The organism is Tepidiphilus succinatimandens (assembly GCF_006503695.1).
Classification (GTDB): Bacteria; Pseudomonadota; Gammaproteobacteria; order Burkholderiales; family Rhodocyclaceae; genus Tepidiphilus; species Tepidiphilus succinatimandens.
The window spans coordinates 16,353-33,348 of the sequence record NZ_SBIK01000011.1; the positions used below are offsets into that span (position 1 = coordinate 16,353).

At 66.9% G+C, this 16,996-nt stretch carries 10 protein-coding genes and 7 tRNA genes; 11 read left to right on the plus strand and 6 right to left on the minus strand.

Annotated elements, in window-relative coordinates; all coding sequences use genetic code 11:
• Positions 1-20: 20 nt before the first annotated feature.
• Complete coding sequence (gene rlmM, locus EPD82_RS07720) at positions 21-1,085, minus strand: 23S rRNA (cytidine(2498)-2'-O)-methyltransferase RlmM (RefSeq protein ID WP_141056322.1); 1,065 nt, start codon at positions 1,083-1,085, stop codon at positions 21-23.
• A gap of 80 nt (positions 1,086-1,165) precedes the next feature.
• Between rlmM and EPD82_RS07725 the strand changes: the two genes are divergently transcribed.
• Positions 1,166-2,203: an aldo/keto reductase gene (locus EPD82_RS07725; protein ID WP_141056323.1), complete on the plus strand. Its 1,038-nt coding sequence runs from the start codon at positions 1,166-1,168 to the stop codon at positions 2,201-2,203.
• A 49-nt stretch (positions 2,204-2,252) separates the two neighbouring features.
• Here the strand turns inward: EPD82_RS07725 and EPD82_RS07730 are convergent, their stop codons facing one another.
• Positions 2,253-2,630 (minus strand): hypothetical protein, encoded by a 378-nt coding sequence (locus tag EPD82_RS07730; RefSeq protein ID WP_072247987.1) that lies wholly within the window; start codon positions 2,628-2,630, stop codon positions 2,253-2,255.
• Positions 2,631-2,756: 126 nt separating this feature from the next.
• On the opposite strand from EPD82_RS07730, the gene EPD82_RS07735 reads away from it, so the two are divergent.
• The 7 genes from EPD82_RS07735 to EPD82_RS07765 all read left to right on the plus strand — a co-directional run bounded on the left by EPD82_RS07735 (position 2,757) and on the right by EPD82_RS07765 (position 3,474).
• A tRNA-Ser gene (locus EPD82_RS07735) sits at positions 2,757-2,849 on the plus strand.
• Between the two features lie 83 nt (positions 2,850-2,932).
• Positions 2,933-3,008, plus strand: a tRNA-Ala gene (locus tag EPD82_RS07740).
• A gap of 17 nt (positions 3,009-3,025) precedes the next feature.
• Positions 3,026-3,101 (plus strand) — tRNA-Glu (locus tag EPD82_RS07745).
• 14 nt (positions 3,102-3,115) lie between these two features.
• Positions 3,116-3,192: transfer RNA gene (locus tag EPD82_RS07750), tRNA-Asp, on the plus strand.
• Positions 3,193-3,214: 22 nt separating this feature from the next.
• Positions 3,215-3,290 (plus strand) — tRNA-Ala (locus EPD82_RS07755).
• 17 nt (positions 3,291-3,307) lie between these two features.
• A tRNA-Glu gene (locus tag EPD82_RS07760) sits at positions 3,308-3,383 on the plus strand.
• 14 nt (positions 3,384-3,397) lie between these two features.
• Positions 3,398-3,474 (plus strand) — tRNA-Asp (locus EPD82_RS07765).
• 97 nt (positions 3,475-3,571) lie between these two features.
• On the opposite strand, the gene EPD82_RS07770 is transcribed toward EPD82_RS07765, so the two are convergent.
• Positions 3,572-4,912, minus strand: a complete 1,341-nt coding sequence (locus EPD82_RS07770; RefSeq protein ID WP_055424227.1) for a dicarboxylate/amino acid:cation symporter — start codon at positions 4,910-4,912, stop codon at positions 3,572-3,574.
• A 213-nt stretch (positions 4,913-5,125) separates the two neighbouring features.
• Here EPD82_RS07770 and recC point away from each other — a divergent pair, with 213 nt between their 5' ends.
• From recC to recD, 3 genes are read left to right on the plus strand one after another with little or no spacing between them, the layout of a single operon-like run.
• A complete protein-coding gene (gene recC / locus EPD82_RS07775; protein ID WP_141056324.1) occupies positions 5,126-8,710 on the plus strand; it encodes an exodeoxyribonuclease V subunit gamma in 3,585 nt (1,194 codons plus the stop codon).
• Complete coding sequence (recB, locus tag EPD82_RS07780; protein WP_141056325.1) at positions 8,707-12,372, plus strand: exodeoxyribonuclease V subunit beta; 3,666 nt, start codon at positions 8,707-8,709, stop codon at positions 12,370-12,372. The genes recC and recB overlap by 4 nt, the downstream gene beginning before the upstream one ends.
• Entirely contained in the window at positions 12,369-14,453 is a 2,085-nt protein-coding gene (recD, locus tag EPD82_RS07785; RefSeq protein ID WP_141056326.1) for an exodeoxyribonuclease V subunit alpha, read from the plus strand. The genes recB and recD overlap by 4 nt, the downstream gene beginning before the upstream one ends.
• A gap of 5 nt (positions 14,454-14,458) precedes the next feature.
• Here recD and EPD82_RS07790 read toward each other — a convergent pair whose 3' ends face one another.
• Genes EPD82_RS07790 through hrcA form a run of 3 tightly spaced genes read right to left on the minus strand, consistent with a single transcriptional unit; the run spans position 14,459 to position 16,978 of the window.
• Positions 14,459-14,851: a phage holin family protein gene (locus tag EPD82_RS07790; protein ID WP_141056327.1), complete on the minus strand. Its 393-nt coding sequence runs from the start codon at positions 14,849-14,851 to the stop codon at positions 14,459-14,461.
• The gene (gene hemH, locus EPD82_RS07795) at positions 14,848-15,942 is read right to left on the minus strand and encodes a ferrochelatase (RefSeq protein ID WP_141056328.1); all 1,095 of its coding nucleotides are present in this window, start codon (positions 15,940-15,942) and stop codon (positions 14,848-14,850) included. The genes EPD82_RS07790 and hemH overlap by 4 nt, the downstream gene beginning before the upstream one ends.
• 10 nt (positions 15,943-15,952) lie before the next feature.
• Positions 15,953-16,978: a heat-inducible transcriptional repressor HrcA gene (gene hrcA / locus EPD82_RS07800; protein WP_141056367.1), complete on the minus strand. Its 1,026-nt coding sequence runs from the start codon at positions 16,976-16,978 to the stop codon at positions 15,953-15,955.
• Positions 16,979-16,996 lie beyond the last annotated feature (18 nt).

Here is a 16,996-nt window from a genome sequence, read left to right on the forward strand (position 1 = left end):
GATGATCGGCAGCAGCGCGTTCAGGAGATCGCCCTGGCGAAGAGGGTGACTTCCTCACGGTCGTGGTAGAGCTGCTTGCAGCGCAGTTCGATGCCGTCGGCCCCGCGCGTGAGCCGCTGCAGCCGTTTGCGGGCGTCTTCCAAGGCTTCGAGGCGTTTTTTCATCGGGAGTTTCAGGTTGAAGAGGGCGTAACGGCACAGGCGCTGGGCGAACCAGCGGCCGACGAGTTCGGCGATGCGGCTGGGCTGCTCCACCATGTCGCACAGCAGCCAATCGACGCGACCGCGCGGGCGCCAGGTAAAGCCGTCCGCGCGCTGCCAGTCGACGAGCTCCGAGGCGAGGAGCCGCGCATCCAGCCGGCCGTTGTCGATCGCGCTCACCCGCAGACCTCGCTGCACCATTTGCCAAGTCCATCCACCGGGAGCGGCGCCCAGGTCCACCGCCTTCATGCCGGGGCGCAGCCAGCGGGTGCGCTCGTCTTCGTCGAGCAGGACGAGAAGCGCTTCGGCGAGTTTGAGCGCGGAGCGGCTGGGCGCTGCCGCTGGCAGGCGCAGCCGCGGGATCCCGTTCTCCCAGGGGGAGAGGAGCCTGGAGGGGGCGCTGCCCAAAAAGGCTTCGCGCGAGGAGGGAAAGAAAACGACGAGGGTTTCGCGGGCGCGCTCGGCGAATTTGCCGGCATCGGCGAGCGCCGCCTCGAGGTGCGGCCGCAGTCGGCGGGAGAAACCGGAGAGGGGGCGGCCTTCGTCGCTGTCGGGAAAGGCAAGACGCAGGGCAGAGAAACGCGTGCGGGGGTGGTGGTGCTCGATGTTCTCGACCAGGGGGCGCACGCGATCGCGTTCGGGCAGCGCCAGCCGGTCGAACCAGGGCATGCACTCGCGGGCGAACACGAGCTCGCGCCAGGAGGGCAGGGGAAGGTCGTCCGGCAACGGGGCGTGGGCATCCAGCAGCACGTAGCCGCTGCGCACCTGCATGGTGACTTCAGCGGGAATGCCGTGGGTCTCGGCCCAGCGGCGCAGCTCGACGGCGACTTCGGGCTCGAAACCTGGGCGGGTGAGGGCGATCAGCCCTTGCGGCGGGGAATGCATGGCGTACACTACGGATGAAACGGCAATGATACCGCGGTGCGCCGGCGGCGGCGCGCTTTTCGACGAAGGAGAGAACGGCAATGGAGTATCGCACGCTGGGGGATGGCGCCTTGCAGGTGTCGGCGATCTGCATGGGGACGATGACTTTCGGGGAGCAGAACGACGAGGCGCAGGCGCACGCGCTGCTCGATCGCGCCTGGGAGGCCGGGGTCAATTTCTACGACACGGCGGAGATGTATCCCGTGCCGGCGCGCGCCGAAACCTACGGTGCGACGGAGCGCATTCTCGGCACCTGGCTCAAGCGCAAGCCGCGCGATCGGGTGATCCTGGCCACCAAGGCTGCTGGCCCGGCACGCAGTTTGAATTGGATTCGCGGCGGTCCCAGCGGGTTCGACGAGCGCAATCTGCGCGAGGCGATCGAAGGCAGCCTGCGGCGCTTGCAGACCGATTACGTCGATCTCTATCAGCTGCACTGGCCGGACCGCAACCAGCCGATGTTCGGGGACTGGCGGTTCGATCCGGACAAGGAGCGGCCGACGGTGCCGATCCTCGCCCAGCTCGAAGCGCTCGCCAAGCTGGTCGAGGAGGGGAAGATCCGCTATGTCGGCGTCTCGAACGAACATTCCTGGGGTGTGATGCAGTTCGTGCGCCTGGCCGGAGAGCATGGCTTGCCGCGCATCGTCTCGATCCAGAACGCCTATCATCTGATGAACCGCACCTTCGAGTATGGTCTGGAGGAAGTCTGCTTCCGCGAACGGGTGGGACTGCTCGCCTATTCGCCGCTCGCCTTTGGCCTCTTGAGCGGCAAATACCTTGCCGATCCTCAGGCCGAGGGGCGCCTGACGCGCTTTGCCAACTTCGGACAGCGCTACGCCAAGCCCAATGTCCAACCGGCGGTCGAGACCTACGCGCAGCTTGCGCGCGAGCTGGGAGTGAGCCCGGCCACGCTCGCGCTGGGCTGGGTCTACCATCGCCGCTGCGTGACGAGCACCATCATCGGGGCCACCCGCCCCGAGCAGCTGGAGGAAAACCTCCGGGCCTGGGATTGGCGCCCGAGCCCGGAGGTGCTCGCGCGCATCGACGAAATCCACCTTCGCTACACGAACCCGGCGCCTTGAACGGGGCCGGAGGATGCTGCCGCGCTGAAGGGGTGTTCCCGCCCGGGGGTCATCGCCCCGGTGCGGCCGGTGCCGGCGTGGCGGGTACGGACGGTCCGGGAACGTTCTCCGCTTTGGGGATGATGGGCTGTGAGCGTTTGAGCGGCTCGGTGGGGGCGAACACCGGTGGTACTTCGCGCAGGTTGTTCTGCAGCATGTAGTCGTTCATTTCGCGCCAGCCCTCGAAGATCGCCGCTTTCGAGGCGTTGGGATTGAGGGCGTAGCAGTCTTCGAGCGAACGCCCGGCGTGCCGGCACGCGGCGCCGATCGCCTTGGCCTCGGCCTCTGCCTTCTTGGCGTCGTTCAGGCCGATGGCGTCGTAGAAGGCGTCGCAGCCCGCCAGCGATGCGGCCAGAAGGAGCAGCAAGGGCAGGGATCGGCGGGGCATCGGGTCTTCCTTGCGGGAGCAGGTGAAGGCGTTAACGGCATGGCCGCGGAAAACTTTATGCCGGGGCGGCCTCGCGCGCGAGAGTATGGATTTTTTTTGGCGAGCTGGCTATAATTCCATGCTTCAGGAGAGGTACCGAAGCGGTCATAACGGCGCCGACTCGAAATCGGATGGCCGGGTAAAACCGGCACGCGGGTTCGAATCCCGCCCTCTCCGCCAGGTTTCATTGGCAATGCCGCAAGGCGTGCGGAACCGGTTTACAGTGAATGGTTTTTTTGCTACCATGCGCGCTCTTCTGCTGCGGGGGTATAGCTCAGTTGGTAGAGCGCTTGCATGGCATGCAAGAGGTCAGCGGTTCGACTCCGCTTACCTCCACCAGAGAAACGGTTTTGCGGGTCCCCATCGTCTAGAGGCCTAGGACACCGCCCTTTCACGGCGGTAACCGGGGTTCGAATCCCCGTGGGGACGCCAGGGTTTACGAGTGCGGAGTGGTAGTTCAGTCGGTTAGAATACCGGCCTGTCACGCCGGGGGTCGCGGGTTCGAGTCCCGTCCACTCCGCCAGGATTGCTGCAGGTGCTTCGTCGGGGGTGTAGCTCAGTTGGTAGAGCGCTTGCATGGCATGCAAGAGGTCAGCGGTTCGATTCCGCTCACCTCCACCAGTTGAAGGTCAAGACGGGTCCCCATCGTCTAGAGGCCTAGGACACCGCCCTTTCACGGCGGTAACCGGGGTTCGAATCCCCGTGGGGACGCCAGGGTTTACAAGTGCGGAGTGGTAGTTCAGTTGGTTAGAATACCGGCCTGTCACGCCGGGGGTCGCGGGTTCGAGTCCCGTCCACTCCGCCAGTTCTTGCAAAAAGCGGGCTTCGTGCCCGCTTTTTCGTTTTCCCGTCAGATCGCATCGTGAAAGGCAAGGAGCGGCAGGCGCCGCTCCTGCCGTTCTTCAGTCGACGACCTCTGGTCCGACCTGCATTTCGAGATCGATGGCGTCGGGATGATCGAGCGCGAATTCTAGTTTTTCCTTGTCCAATTGCCCTTCCCAGCGGGCCACGACGATGGCTGCGCAGGCGTTGCCGATGAAATTGGTGAGTGCGCGGCATTCGGACATGAATCGGTCGATGCCCAAGATCAGCGCCATGCCGGCCACAGGTACTTCGGGGACCACTGCCAGCGTGGCGGCCAAAGTGATGAATCCCGCGCCCGTGACGCCCGCAGCTCCTTTCGAGCTGATCATCGCGACGAGCAACAGCAGGATTTGGTGCGACAGGCTCAATTGGATGTCGAGCGCCTGGGCGATGAAAAGGGCGGCCATCGTCATGTAGATGTTGGTGCCGTCGAGGTTGAAGGAGTAACCCGTAGGCACGACCAGACCGACGACCGATTTGCCACAACCTGCTTTTTCCAGTTTGCGCATCAAGTTGGGCAGAGCCGATTCCGATGAACTCGTGCCCAACACGAGTAACAATTCATCCTTGATGTAGCGCAAAAGCTTGAAGATGGAGAACCCGTTGTAGCGCGCGACGAGCCCCAGCACGACGGTGACGAAGAAGAAGGCGGTAAGGTAGAAAGCGAAGATCAGATAGGCCATGTTGCCGATGGATTTGATGCCGTACTTGCCTACCGTAAACGCCATGGCACCAAACGCCCCGACGGGTGCCGCCTTCATCAAGATGGCCACCAGTTTGAAGATGGGGAGGGTAAGCTGCTCGAAAAACGTCAGGATCGGTTTGCCCGCTTCTCCAATGGAAGCAAGAGCGATGCCGAACAAGATGGCCACGAAGAGCACCTGAAGGATGTCGCCTTCGACGAGCGGGCTGAGCACGGTGGAGGGTATGATGTTGAGCAAGAAAGCCGTGATCGTACTTTCATGGGCTTTGCTGACGTAGCCGGCGATTTTTTCCGTGTCGAGCGTGGCTGGGTCGATGTGCATGCCGGCGCCTGGTTGCAGGACGTTGGCGACCACCATGCCGATGATCAACGCCAGGGTCGAGAAGGTCAGGAAATAGATCATGGCCTTGGCGACTACTCGTCCGACCGTTCTGAGGTTGCTCATGCTGGCGATGCCGGTGACGACCGTCAGAAAGATGACGGGGGCGATGATCATCTTGACCAGCTTGATGAAACCATCGCCCAAAGGTTTCATGGCAGCGCCGTTCTCGGGCCAGAAATAACCCAACGCAATGCCAAGGGCGATTGCGATCAGTACCTGGACGTAGAGGATCCTGTACCAAGGCAATTTTTTGGGAGGATGGGCGGCTGATGCGAGTTGCTCGGCAGAGAGCATGTCTGGCGTCCTCTTGGATGGGGGTATCGATAAGGGAACGGATCCGGTGCGGATCTCCGGTCCCGTAAAAAAGGAATTTTACAACCACGGGGCCTCTGTTCCATGAAATCCAGCCGATGGGGTCGGTGTCACGGCGGTGGGTTTGCACTCTTGCGTCGGCTGAGTGCCCGCCTTATGCTCCCGATGTAGGCGTATCCGGGTGAGGAAAACACGATGTCTGATGGAGCGGGATTCCTGATCTTTCACGGCAACCGGCTCGAGAACCTGCGCCGGCTGGCGGTGGCCTGGCTGGGGCGGGAGCCGCTGCCGCCGCTCGTGCCGGAGTGTTTCCTCGTGCAGGGCAACGCCATGGCGCAGTGGCTGCGGCTCGCGCTGGCTGCGGGGGCAAACGAAGGGGGCTGCGGCGTGGCGGCGGCGCTGGAGTTTTCCCTGCCCTCGACGTTCCTGTGGCGCTGTTATCGGGCCGTGCTGGGGGCGGAGGCGGTGCCGGAGCGCTCGCCCTTCGATCTCCCCTTGCTGCGTTGGCGCCTGCTGCGCTTGCTCGGAGGTTTACCGAAGGATCCGGTCTATGAGCCACTGCGCCGTTTCCTCGCGGAAGAAACGCAGGCCAAGGGGGGCGCGCCGGGCGAAAAGCTGCGGCGGCGGGTGAGCGAGGAGCGGGCGCTGCGCAAGCGCGATCAGCTGGCGGCGCGCATCGCCGAGCTGTTCGACCAGTATCAGGTCTATCGCGCCGACTGGCTGCAGGACTGGGGCGCGGGTCGGGATGTGCTGCGCGACGCGCACGGCAAGGAATCTCCACTCGAAGAGGGGCAGCGCTGGCAGGCGGCGCTGTGGCGCCTTTTGTGTGCCGACGTGGCGCGTACCGAGCCGGGTGCCGAGCGTACGGCGCGATCAAGCGTGCACTCGGCCTTCCTCGAAGCGGTCAGAACCTGGCAGGGAGCGCCTCCGCCTGGACTGCCACCACGGCTCGTCGTCTTCGGGATTTCGAGCCTGCCGCAGCAGTGGGTGGAGGCACTGGCGGCACTGGGGCGCTGGATTCCGGTGCTGCTCTTCGTACACAACCCTTGCCGTTACCATTGGGCCGACGTGGTCGATGGGCGCGAGCTATTGCGGCAGCAGGAGAAATGGCGGCAGCGCCGGCAGCGGCGCGAGGGGCAGCCCGATTTCATTCCGGACGAGGAGCTTCATCGCCACGGTCACCCCTTGCTCGCGGCCTGGGGCAAGCAGGGAAGGGATTTCATCGCCCTGCTCGACGAGTTCGACGAGGAGGCGGTGCGCCGGCGCTACGCGGGGAAGGTGGAGGGAAGCGGCGGGCGGCTCGACTGGTTCGAGGCGCCGGAGGCGAAAACTTTGCTGCAGCAGCTGCAGGAAGACATCCTCGAATTGCGTCCCCTGGCCGAAACGCGGGAGCGGGGGGCGAGCGTGGCGCTCGATCACGACCGTTCCCTCGTCTTTCACGTGGCGCACGGGCCGCAGCGGGAAGTGGAGGTGCTGCACGATCAGCTGCGTGCGGCCTTCGACGAGGACCCGACGCTGCGCCCCGACGAGGTGATCGTGATGGTGCCGGACATCGAGGCCTATGCACCGCACATCGAGGCGGTGTTCGGTGCGATCGAACCCGATGATCCGCGCCACATCCCGTTTTCGCTCGCCGACCAGGGGCTGCGCGCCCGCGATCCGCTGCTGCAGGGGCTGGAGATCCTGCTCGATCTGCCGCAGGGGCGGGCACGGGTGGGCGAGGTGCTCGATCTGCTGGAAGTGCCGGCACTGCGCCGGCGATTCGGGATCGACGATGAGGCGCTGCCGCGCCTGCGTTCCTGGGTGGAGGAAGCGCAGATCCGTTGGGGGCTGAACGAGGAGCATCGGCGCGACCTGGGTCTGGGCGAGCGGGGAGGCGGGGAGTGGCTGCGGCAGAATTCCTGGCGGTTCGGTCTCGAGCGCATGCTCTACGGCTATGCGGCGGGCGATGCGCCAGCCTGGAAGGGGATCGAGCCCTTCGCGGAGGTCGGCGGGCTGGAGGCGGAGCTCGTCGGGCCGCTGGCGGATGTACTGGAGGCGTTGGAGACGGCGTGGCAGCAGCTGCGCGAACCGGCCACGCCGACCGAGTGGGGCGGGCGGCTGCAGGCGTTGCTCGCACGCTTTTTCGCCGCGGGGGACGATGAGGAAACCGTCACCCTGATGCGGCTGGAGACGGCCCTGCAGGAATGGGTGGACGCGTGCGCGGCCGCGGGGCTGGAGGAATCCTTGCCGCTTTCGGTGGTGCGCGAACCGTGGCTGGAGGGGGTGGAGGCGCAGGGGCTGTCGCAGCGATTCTTCGCCGGACGGGTGATCTTTGCCACCCTCATGCCGATGCGGGCGATCCCCTTTCGGCACGTCTATCTGCTGGGGATGAACGACGGGGACTATCCGCGCGCGCGCACGCCGTCGGACTTCGACCTGATGGCACGCAATTATCGTCCGGGCGACCGCTCGCGGCGCGAGGACGATCGCTATCTCTTCCTGGAAGCGCTGTTGTCGGCACGCGAGCGCTTTTACGTTTCCTGGGTGGGGCGTCGCATCACCGACAATGCGCCGCAGCCGCCTTCCGTGCTGGTGGCGCAGCTGCGCGAGCACCTGGCGGCGGGCTGGACGGGGCGTTGGACGGGAAATGAAGCGCCCGTGCGGGGGGAGGATTTGCTGGCGGCGCTCACGACCGAGCATCGGCTGCAACCGTTCAGTCCGGCCTATTTTCCGCCCGAACCGGGGCAGGGCGCGCTCTTTACGTATGCGCGCGAATGGCGTGCGCGACGTGAGGGAGAAAAGCCGACTGCTTCTGCGCCGTTGCAGCCGCTTTCGCTCGAGGAGCCGCTGCGGGTGCGAGAACTCGCGCAGTTCCTGCGCCACCCGGTGCGGACCTTTCTGCGCGACCGTCTCAAAGTCTTCCTCGAACTGGAGGATCCGGGCAGTGAAGAGGCCGAGCCCTTCGCGCTCGATGGCTTGACGCGGTGGAGCCTGCGCCAGGAAGTGATCGACGCGCAGCGCGCGGCCCTGCGGCAGGGACGGGACGTGGATGCGGCGCGAACGGCGGCGATCGGCCGCATTCGTCGGCAGGGGGTGCTGCCTGCCGGGGGGCTGGGGGCGCTGTGGGCGACGGAACTTGAGAAGGGGATGGACGAGCTCTTCGCGCGCTATCGGGAAGCGCTGCAACGTTGGCCGCAGGAAATCGCGGGCGGCGAAGAGGTGCGCTTTGCCGCTGGCGGCCTGGAGCTTTCCGACTGGTTGGGGGAATGGCGCCGCAACGACGGGGGCGAACGGGCGCGGGTGCTGATCTCACCGAGCGATCTCGTGAAAGACAACAAATACCGTCAGGACCGCCTGGTGGACTATTGGGTGCAGCATCTGGCGGCCAATGCCGGGGTCGGACCGACGCAGACGGTCGTCCTGAGCCTCAAGGGGGACTATACCTTCGGGCCGCTGCTGCCCGAGGAAGCCGCAACCGAGCCGCTCGCGGCGCTGCTGTGCGCCTGGGCCGAGGGCATGCGCCGGCCGCTGCCTTTCGCCGTGGAGTCGGCGGTGGCGTGGTGGCAAGCGAGGGCCAAAGGCGAGGAGGCAGCGTGGGAGGCGGCGCGCAGGGTGTACGAAGGTCACGGCAGGACGGATGGCGAGCGTGACCGGGATCCCTACCTGGCGCGTGCCTGGCCGACGTTCGCCGCCCTGCGCGCGAGCGGCGAGTTCGAGCACTGGGTCGAAGTGCTGCTCGCGCCTTTGCTGCAGCACATGGAGGCCGCCAAGGAGGAGAAGAAAGGAGCGCAGGCATGACGGAAATGGCCAATGAAGTCGATGTGCTGCGTTTCCCCCTATGGGGCAGCCGCCTGATCGAGGCGAGCGCCGGCACGGGCAAGACCTACACCATCGCCGCGCTCTATGTACGCCTGGTGCTGGGGCACGGCGGGGAGGTGGCTTTCTCCCGGGAGCTCACGCCGCCCGAGATCCTGGTGGTGACCTTCACCGAGGCGGCCACCAAGGAGTTGCGTGAGCGTATCCGTCGGCGCCTGAGCGAGGCGGCGCGCTGGTTCGGCCATCCGGCCGCAGAGGCTGCCCCGGAGTGGGTGGACGATTTTCTGCGCGAATTGCGTGCTCAATATGCGGCAAAGGATTGGTCGGGGTGTGAGCGCCGGCTGCAGGCGGCGGCGGAGTGGATGGACGAAGCGGCGGTCTCCACCATCCACGGCTGGTGCCACCGCATGCTGCGCGAGCACGCTTTCGACAGCGGTAGCCTCTTTAGCGAGACGCTGGAGACGGAGCCCGACGATCTGCTGCTCGAGGCGGTGCGCGACTACTGGCGGGAGTTTTTCATGCCGCTGCCGGCCGAATCGCTGGCGCTGTTGCGCGGCTGGTTCAAGGACGCCTTCGTGCCGGAGAAATTCCAAGGAGCTTTGGCGCGGCTGCTGCCGTTGGCCGGTGAACTGGAAGAAGGGCCAGAGCCGGCAGAGGTGGCAGAAGAAGTCCGGCGGCAATGGAGGGAAGCGAAAGCTCCGTGGGGGAAATGGGTGCCCGAGTTGCAGACCTTCTTTGATGAGGCGCACAATCGCAAGGAGATCGACGGGCGGAAATTGCGCGCCGACTACGTGCAGGACTGGCTGGCGGCGTTGGCTCGATGGCGCGACGATCCTTTGGCGGAGGCGCCGGATTTGTCCAAAAAAGCTTGGGGTCGTTTGACGCGCACCGGTTTGGACGAGGTGTGGAAGAGCGGCGAGGCGCCGAGGCACGAGGCGATCGATGCGCTAGAAAACCTGCATCCGCAGCTCGAACGGCTGCGCGAGCAGGGGAAGGCGAGCATCCTTCGGCATGCGGCGCGTTGGGTGGCGCAGCGTTTTTCCGTGCTGCAGCGGCGGCGGGCGCAGCTGGGGTTCGACGATCTGCTCACCCGTCTCGACCAGGCGCTGCGCGGGCCCAACGGGGCCCGGCTCGCTGCGCGCATCCGGCAGTCCTTCCCGGTGGCGCTCATCGATGAATTCCAGGACACCGACCCGGTGCAGTACCGTATCTTCGAGGCGGTCTATGCGCCGCAGGAGAACGACCCGCAGACTGCCCTCATCCTCATCGGCGACCCCAAGCAGGCGATCTACGCCTTTCGCGGCGCCGACATCTACACCTATCTCGAAGCGCGCCGGGCCTGCGGCGAGCGGCGCTACACCCTGCGGCGCAATTTCCGCTCGACCCCGGCGATGGTGGAGGCGGTCAATCGCGTCTTTGTGAATGCGCAGGAAAAAGGCGAGGCCGGGGCCTTCCTCTTCAGAACCGCCGAGGGAGAGGATCTTCTGCCTTTCCTGTGGGCGGAGGCAAATGGGTTAAATGAGCAGTTCGTCTGCGAGGAGAATGAGCCGCCGGCGCTCATGGCGTGGTGGGTGCAAGGGGAAGAAGCGACGGAGCCGCTCGGTGTCAAGGAGTACCGCGACCTGCTCGCCCACGGCTGCGCCGAGGAGATCGTGCGCCTGCTGCGGCTGGGGCGGGAAGGGCGGGCAGGGTTCGTCGATCCGGCAAAAGGGACGATGCGACCGGTGAGGGCCGCCGACGTGGCAGTGCTGGTGCATACGGGCGAAGAGGCGAAGCTGGTGCGCGCGGCGCTCGCGCGGCGCGGCGTGCGCAGCGTCTATCTCTCCGAGCGCAGCTCGGTGTTCGCGAGCCCCGCGGCGGCCGACCTGCAGCGCTGGCTCGAGGCCTGCGCCGAGCCGCAGAACGATGCGCGCCTGCGCTCGGCCCTGGCGAGCGCCACGCTCGGGCGGTCATGGGAAGAAATCGATGTGCTGGAGCGCGATGTCCTTGCCTGGGAAGCGGAAGTGGCACGCTTTCTCGGTTATCGCGATCTGTGGCGGCGGCAAGGGGTATTGCCCATGCTGCGCCGGTTGATGCATGACTTCGACGTGCCCGCGCGACTGCTCGCGGGGGAGACGCCCGAAGGCGACAGCGGCGAGCGGCGGCTCACCGACCTGCTGCACTTGAGCGAGCTCTTGCAGAAGATGAGCCGCGGGTTGGACGGCGAACATGCCCTCATCCGCGCCTTGGCCGAGGCGCGCCAGGACGGTGGGCAGGGCGCCGAGGAGCGGCAGCTGCGCCTGGAGAGCGACGAGGCGCTCGTCAAGGTGGTGACGGTGCACAAGGCCAAGGGATTGGAGTATCCGCTCGTCTTCCTGCCCTTCGCCTGTTCGTTCCGGCAGGTCAAGAAGGACGATCTGCCCCTCGTCTGGCACGATGAAGCGGGGCGGCGGCAGGTATCGCTCCGTGCTGACGAAACGGCGTTGGCCTGCGCCGAGCGCGAGCGTCTGGCCGAGGATCTGCGCAAGCTCTACGTGGCGCTCACCCGGGCGCGTTTCGCCACATGGATCGGCGTGGGGGCGCTGGAGAACCTGCACGCGAGCGCCATGGGCTATGCCTTGGGCGTGCGGCAGGGCGATTCCGTGCCGGAGGTGCGCCAGAAGCTGGACTCGCTCGCCGAGGGATGCGATTTCCTCGTGATCGCACCCGTGCCGGTTCCTGGCGAGGAACGCCTGCCGGCGGACGGGGAAGGAATCACCTTGGGGCCGGCGCGTACGCCGCGCCGCCGGATCTTCGCCTCGTGGGGGATCTCCAGCTACTCGGGACTGCGCAGCACGCTTGCGGCCGACCCGCAGACACCGGACGAAGCCAAGGTGCGCGAGCTCGTCCATGCGCCCCCACCGGGGCCGACGGTGCCGGCGACGGGGATCCACGCCCTGCCGCCGGGAGCGGCGACCGGCACCTTCCTCCACGGTCTGCTCGAATGGGCGGCACGCCAAGGGTTTGCCACGGTGTGCGCCGACGGCGGGATGCGGCTGCGCGACCAGGTGGCGCGGCGCTGCGCGGTGCGCGGCTGGACGGCGCACGTCGAGCTGCTCACCCACTGGCTCCTGACGGTGATGCAGGCTAATCTGCCTTTGCCGGGAGGGGGGACGTGCCAATTGGCCACGCTTTCCGACTATCTGCCAGAGATGGAATTCTGGTTCTCGGTGCCCGAGACCCGCATCGATGCGCTGGATGCCCTGGTGCAGCGGCACACCTTGAAGGGAGCGGAGCGCCCGAGGCTGACGCCGGGGCGGATCAAGGGCATGATCAAAGGGTTCATCGACCTCGTCTTTTGCTGGGAGGGGCGCCATTACGTGCTCGACTACAAGTCCAACGTCCTGGGGGCGACGGACGCCGCCTACGGGCGGACGGCCCTGGAGGCGGCCGTGCTCGAGGGGCGCTACGACCTGCAATACGCCCTTTACCTGCATGCCCTGCACCGGCACCTGCGCGTGCGCCTGCCCGATTACGAACCGCAGCGCCATCTGGGCGGGGCGGGGCTGCTCTTCCTGCGCGGCATCCACGGGCCGGCCAAAGGAGTGCTGTTCGAGCAAGCCACGGCGCCGCTGCTCGAGGGGCTCGACGATCTCCTCGATGGCCCCGGCGGGAGACTGACATGAACGAGGCAGATCTGCGCGACGATCTGGCGCGCTGGGTGCAGGATGGCTGGTTGCGGCCGCTCGATGCGGCCTTTGCACGATTCCTGCAGGAAAAAGTGCCGCAGGCGCCGTCACGGGCGATCCTTGCCGCAACCCTGGCGAGCCACCAGTTGGGGCGCGGCCACGTGTGCCTCGATCTCGCTGCGCTTGCCGACGATCCGGTTTTCACTTTGGCCATCCCGTTGCGCGATGCGGGCGGGTTGCCGACGCCGGCGGGGGCGGTTCAGGGGATTTCGCGCCAAGCCTGGCTCGGCGAACTCGACTGCCCCGACCTGGTGGGACAGGGGGAGGAGGAAGAAGCGGCGCCGCTCGTGCTTCGGGGCCACCGACTCTACCTGCGCCGCCAGTGGGACAACGAGCGCGCCGTGCGGCAGGGGATCCTTACGCGGGTGCGGGAAACCGTGCCGTTCGCACCGGAGCCGGTGCGAGCGATCCTCGAGACGCTCTTCCCTGTGGGCGAGGGGGACGTGTGGCAGCGGCTTGCCTGTGCGCTCGCGCTGCGGCGGCGCTTTGCGCTGATCACCGGCGGTCCCGGCACGGGCAAGACGAGCACCGTGGTGCGTCTCATCGCCTTGCTGCAGGCGCTCGCCCTGCAAGGGGGCTTGCCGGGGCGGGGCGAGGCGCCGCTGCGCATCCGGCTCGCTGCGCCCACCGGCAAGGCGGCCGCGAGGCTGAGCGAATCGATCGGGCAGTCGCTCGAACGGCTGCCGTGGGAGGCGCTGCCGCAGGGCGAACGAATCCGCGATTCGCTGCCGAGAAACGTCTCGACGCTGCACCGTCTCTTGGGTGCCCGCGCCGGGTCGCGTCGCTTCCGCCATGATGAGGCCGACCCCCTGGTGCTGGACGTGCTGGTGATCGACGAGGCTTCGATGGTCGATCTGGAAATGATGGCGGCCGTGCTGCGGGCCTTGCCTCGGGGGGCGCAGCTGGTGCTGCTCGGCGACAAGGACCAGCTCGCTTCCGTCGAGGCCGGTGCCGTGCTCGGCGGTCTGTGCCGGCGCGCCGACGAGGGGCACTATACGCCCGAGACGATCGCCTGGTTACGCGAGACGGTCGGAGCGGAACTTCCGGAGGGATTCGCCCCAGAGAATGGCCCATCCGATGCCCCCGTTTACGTCGATCCCGAGGGTACGGCGCTCGATCAGGCGATCGCCATGCTGCGCCAAAGCCATCGCTTCGCTGCCGAGAGCGCCATCGGCCAGCTCGCGGCGGCGGTCAATCGGGGCGATGCGGCCGCGGCGCGGAGGGTTCTGCGAGGGACCCTCGCGGGCGATCCGGACGCGCTGGGTGAAGGGGATCGCGCCCTGGCCGCGCCCGTTCCGCCGGCATCCGAAACCGTGGCGCTCCTCGTTCCCCAAAGCCAGGAGGACGAGGCGCTGCGCCGGCTCGTCTGCGGCACGAAAGAAAGCCCAGCGGGTCATGCCCTCTATCTGCGTGACCTGCATGAGCGTCGCCCGCCGCCCGAAGCACCGCCGGCAGCCTGGGACGACTGGGCAAGGGCGGTGCTCGCGGCTTATGGGGGGTTCCAGGTGCTGTGCGCCGTGCGCGAGGGGCCCTGGGGGGTGGAAGAAATGAACCGGCGCATCGCTCATTGGTTGCGTCGCGCGGGGCTGCTGCCCGACGAGCAGGGATGGTACGAGGGGCGTCCGGTGCTGATGACGCGCAATTCCTACGCCCTGGGCCTCATGAACGGCGACGTGGGGGTGACGCTCGCCTTGCCCGGCCCCGAGGGAAAGGCGCCGCGGCTGATGGTGGCCTTTGCCGCCGCCGCTGGACTGCGCTGGGTGCTGCCCGGCCGCCTGCCCGAGGTGGAGACGGTGTTCGCCCTCACCGTGCATAAGTCGCAGGGTTCGGAGTTCGGCCATGCCGTGCTGGTGCTGCCCGATGTCCCCAGCCCCGTGCTCACGCGCGAGCTCGTCTACACCGGCATCACCCGCGCCCGCTCGCGCTTCACCCTCGTCGATCCGTCGGGCGGGGCCATGCTGGAAGCGGCGATCGCACGCCGGGTGCTGCGCTCGTCCGGGCTGGAAGCGCCTTTGTGACTCGTTCAGTCGCGGCGGTGAATCTTGATCACGATGGTGTCGGTGCCGCGCGGTGACAGCGCCAGCGACACGATCCAGGTGAGGATGCTATAGACGAGGGCGCCCCAGAAGGCCGACCAGAAATCCTCGACCACCACACCGGCCACCAGGCCCGTCCCGGCCCAGAAGAGCAGCGCATTGAGGATGAGGGTGAAGAGGCCCAGCGTGAGGATGCTCGCCGGCAGGGTGAGGATGAGGAGCACGGGCTTGAGGAAGAGGTTGATGAGGCCGAGCACCAGCGCTGCTGCCAGCGCCGGCACGAAGCCGGTGATGGAGATGCCGTCGACGAGCTGGGCGGTGACCATCAGCGCCACCGCGTTGAGCAGCCACTGGATGAGCATCCAGAATCCGGGTTTCATTGTTTTGCTCCCATGGCCTTGGCCCGCGCGAGGCGTGCCTGCAGTTCTTCGTCCGTGGCCGGTGTGCGGTCGGGCCACTGGCCGAGGTGGTCTTCGAGGAGGGCGGCAAAGCGCTCGACCCAGAAAGGGGAATCGTTGAGACAGGGGACGTAATGGAATTGCTTGCCGCCGGCCTCGAGAAAAGCGGTGCGGCATTCCATGCCGATCTCTTCCAGCGTTTCGAGGCAATCGGTGGCAAAGCCGGGGCAGAGGACATCGACGCGCGCCACTCCCTCGCGGGCGAGCCGCTCCAGGGTGGGCTGGGTATAGGGTTCGAGCCAGCGGGCGCGCCCGAAGCGCGACTGGAAGGTGACGAGCCATTGGTCGGGGGCGAGCCGAAGCCGCTCGGCCACGAGCCGCGCCGTCTTGTGGCATTCGCAGTGGTAGGGGTCGCCCAGTTCCAGCGTGCGCCGCGGCATGCCGTGGAAACTGAGAATCAGCTTGTCGGGGCGGCCATGCTGCGCCCAGTGGGTTTCCAGCGTCTGCGCGAGCGCCTCGATGTAGCGGGGGTCGTCGTGCCAGTGGCGCACGAGCCGCAGCTCGGGCACGTCGCGCCATCTCATGAGCTCGGCGGCCACGGCGTCGAACACGGAAGCCGTGGTGCTGGCGCAATACTGGGGGTAGAGCGGTACCACGAGCAGGCGTCGCAGACCTTCTTCTTTCATGCGGGCGAGCACTTTGGCCACGCTCGGTTCGCCATAGCGCATGGCCCAGCGCACGAGCGGTTCGCGCCCGCGCTCGGTCCAATGGGATTCCAGCGCGTGCGTGAGCCGCTCGGTATAGACTTCGAGCGGCGAGCCTTCGTCGAGCCAGATGCTGGCGTACTTCTGCGCGTTCGCCTTGGGGCGGCGCGGCAGAATGAAGAGGTGCAGAATCGTCTGCCACAGCCAGCGCGGCAGCTCGATGACGCGCGGATCGGAGAGGAATTCGCGCAGGAAAGGACGCACGGCTTCCGGGGTGGGGGCGGCAGGGGTGCCGAGATTGACGAGCAGCACGCCCGTGCGTTGTGGCCGGTCGTGGCGAAAGGGGGGCTCGGGGGCGTAACGGGCCATGCAGGCTCCTTCAGCGTTCTTCGGCGGTGGCGGCGAGCGCTTGCGACAGGCGCTGCGCCGTGAGCGCGACGATGGGAATCACGCGGTCGTAGGCCATGCGGTTGGGCCCGATGACGCCGATCGAGCCGAGCATGCGTCCGTCGAAAGTATAGTTGGCGGTGATCACCGAACAGCCTTCGAGCTCCTCCAGCCCAGATTCGGCGCCGATGAAGATCTGCACGCCGCGGGCGCGCTGGGCGAGCTCGAGGAGTTGCAGCAGCCCCGTGCGCTCCTCGAACAGGCGGAAGAGTTCGCGCAGGTGCTGCATGTTGGTGGTGAAATCGTCGACTTCGAGCAGGTTCGTCTCGCCGGCCACCAGGCAGTCTTCGTCCTCGTCGGTGAGCGCAGTGGGCGAGAGCGCCAGGCGCATGAGTTCGGAGACGTGGTCTTGCAGCTTGGTCAGTTCGTCGCGCAAGAGGGTGCGGATCTCGTCGAGCGTGTGGCCGGCGAAGCGGCTGCTCAGGAAGTGGCTCGCCTGCTCGAGCTCGCCCGCGCTGAAGGGGCGGGGCGTGTGCAGCAGGCGGTTTTGCACGTCGCCGCTCTGGGTGACGACGATCAGCAGCACCCGGTTGCCGCTCAAGGGCACGAACTCGATCTGGCGCACGCGCTCCTGGTCGCGCGGCGGCACGATGACGACGCCGGCGAAGTGAGTGAGCTCCGAGAGCAGCTCGGAGGCTTTCCGCAGGAGCTTTTGCGGCTGGTCGGGCTGGAGGTTGGCCTCGATCTCGGCGCGGGTCTCGTCTTCGAGCGGGGCGACGGTGAGCAGCGCGTCGATGAAGAAGTGGTACCCCTTGGCCGTGGGCACGCGCCCGGCCGAGGCGTGCGGGCTATAGACGAGCCCCAGCTCGTCGAGGTCGCTCATCACGTTGCGCACCGTGGCCGGAGACAGGTCGAGACCGCTTGCGCGCGACAGGGTGCGCGAACCGATCGGTTGTCCTTCGGCGATGTAGCGTTCGATCAACGTCTTGAGCAGGATGCGACTGCGCGGGTCGAGCATCATGGCGCTTCCCTCCGG

What these genes read in the sequence shown, in the direction of transcription:
- EPD82_RS07790 (WP_141056327.1), bottom strand. Translation starts at nt 14,851, where the DNA reads ATGAAACCCGGATTCTGGATGCTCATCCAGTGGCTGCTCAACGCGGTG.
- EPD82_RS07770 (WP_055424227.1), bottom strand. Translation starts at nt 4,912, where the DNA reads ATGCTCTCTGCCGAGCAACTCGCATCAGCCGCCCATCCTCCCAAAAAA.
- recD (WP_141056326.1), top strand. Translation starts at nt 12,369, where the DNA reads ATGAACGAGGCAGATCTGCGCGACGATCTGGCGCGCTGGGTGCAGGAT.
- recC (WP_141056324.1), top strand. Translation starts at nt 5,126, where the DNA reads ATGTCTGATGGAGCGGGATTCCTGATCTTTCACGGCAACCGGCTCGAG.
- hemH (WP_141056328.1), bottom strand. Translation starts at nt 15,942, where the DNA reads ATGGCCCGTTACGCCCCCGAGCCCCCCTTTCGCCACGACCGGCCACAA.
- hrcA (WP_141056367.1), bottom strand. Translation starts at nt 16,978, where the DNA reads ATGCTCGACCCGCGCAGTCGCATCCTGCTCAAGACGTTGATCGAACGC.
- EPD82_RS07730 (WP_072247987.1), bottom strand. Translation starts at nt 2,630, where the DNA reads ATGCCCCGCCGATCCCTGCCCTTGCTGCTCCTTCTGGCCGCATCGCTG.
- recB (WP_141056325.1), top strand. Translation starts at nt 8,707, where the DNA reads ATGACGGAAATGGCCAATGAAGTCGATGTGCTGCGTTTCCCCCTATGG.
- EPD82_RS07725 (WP_141056323.1), top strand. Translation starts at nt 1,166, where the DNA reads ATGGAGTATCGCACGCTGGGGGATGGCGCCTTGCAGGTGTCGGCGATC.
- rlmM (WP_141056322.1), bottom strand. Translation starts at nt 1,085, where the DNA reads ATGCATTCCCCGCCGCAAGGGCTGATCGCCCTCACCCGCCCAGGTTTC.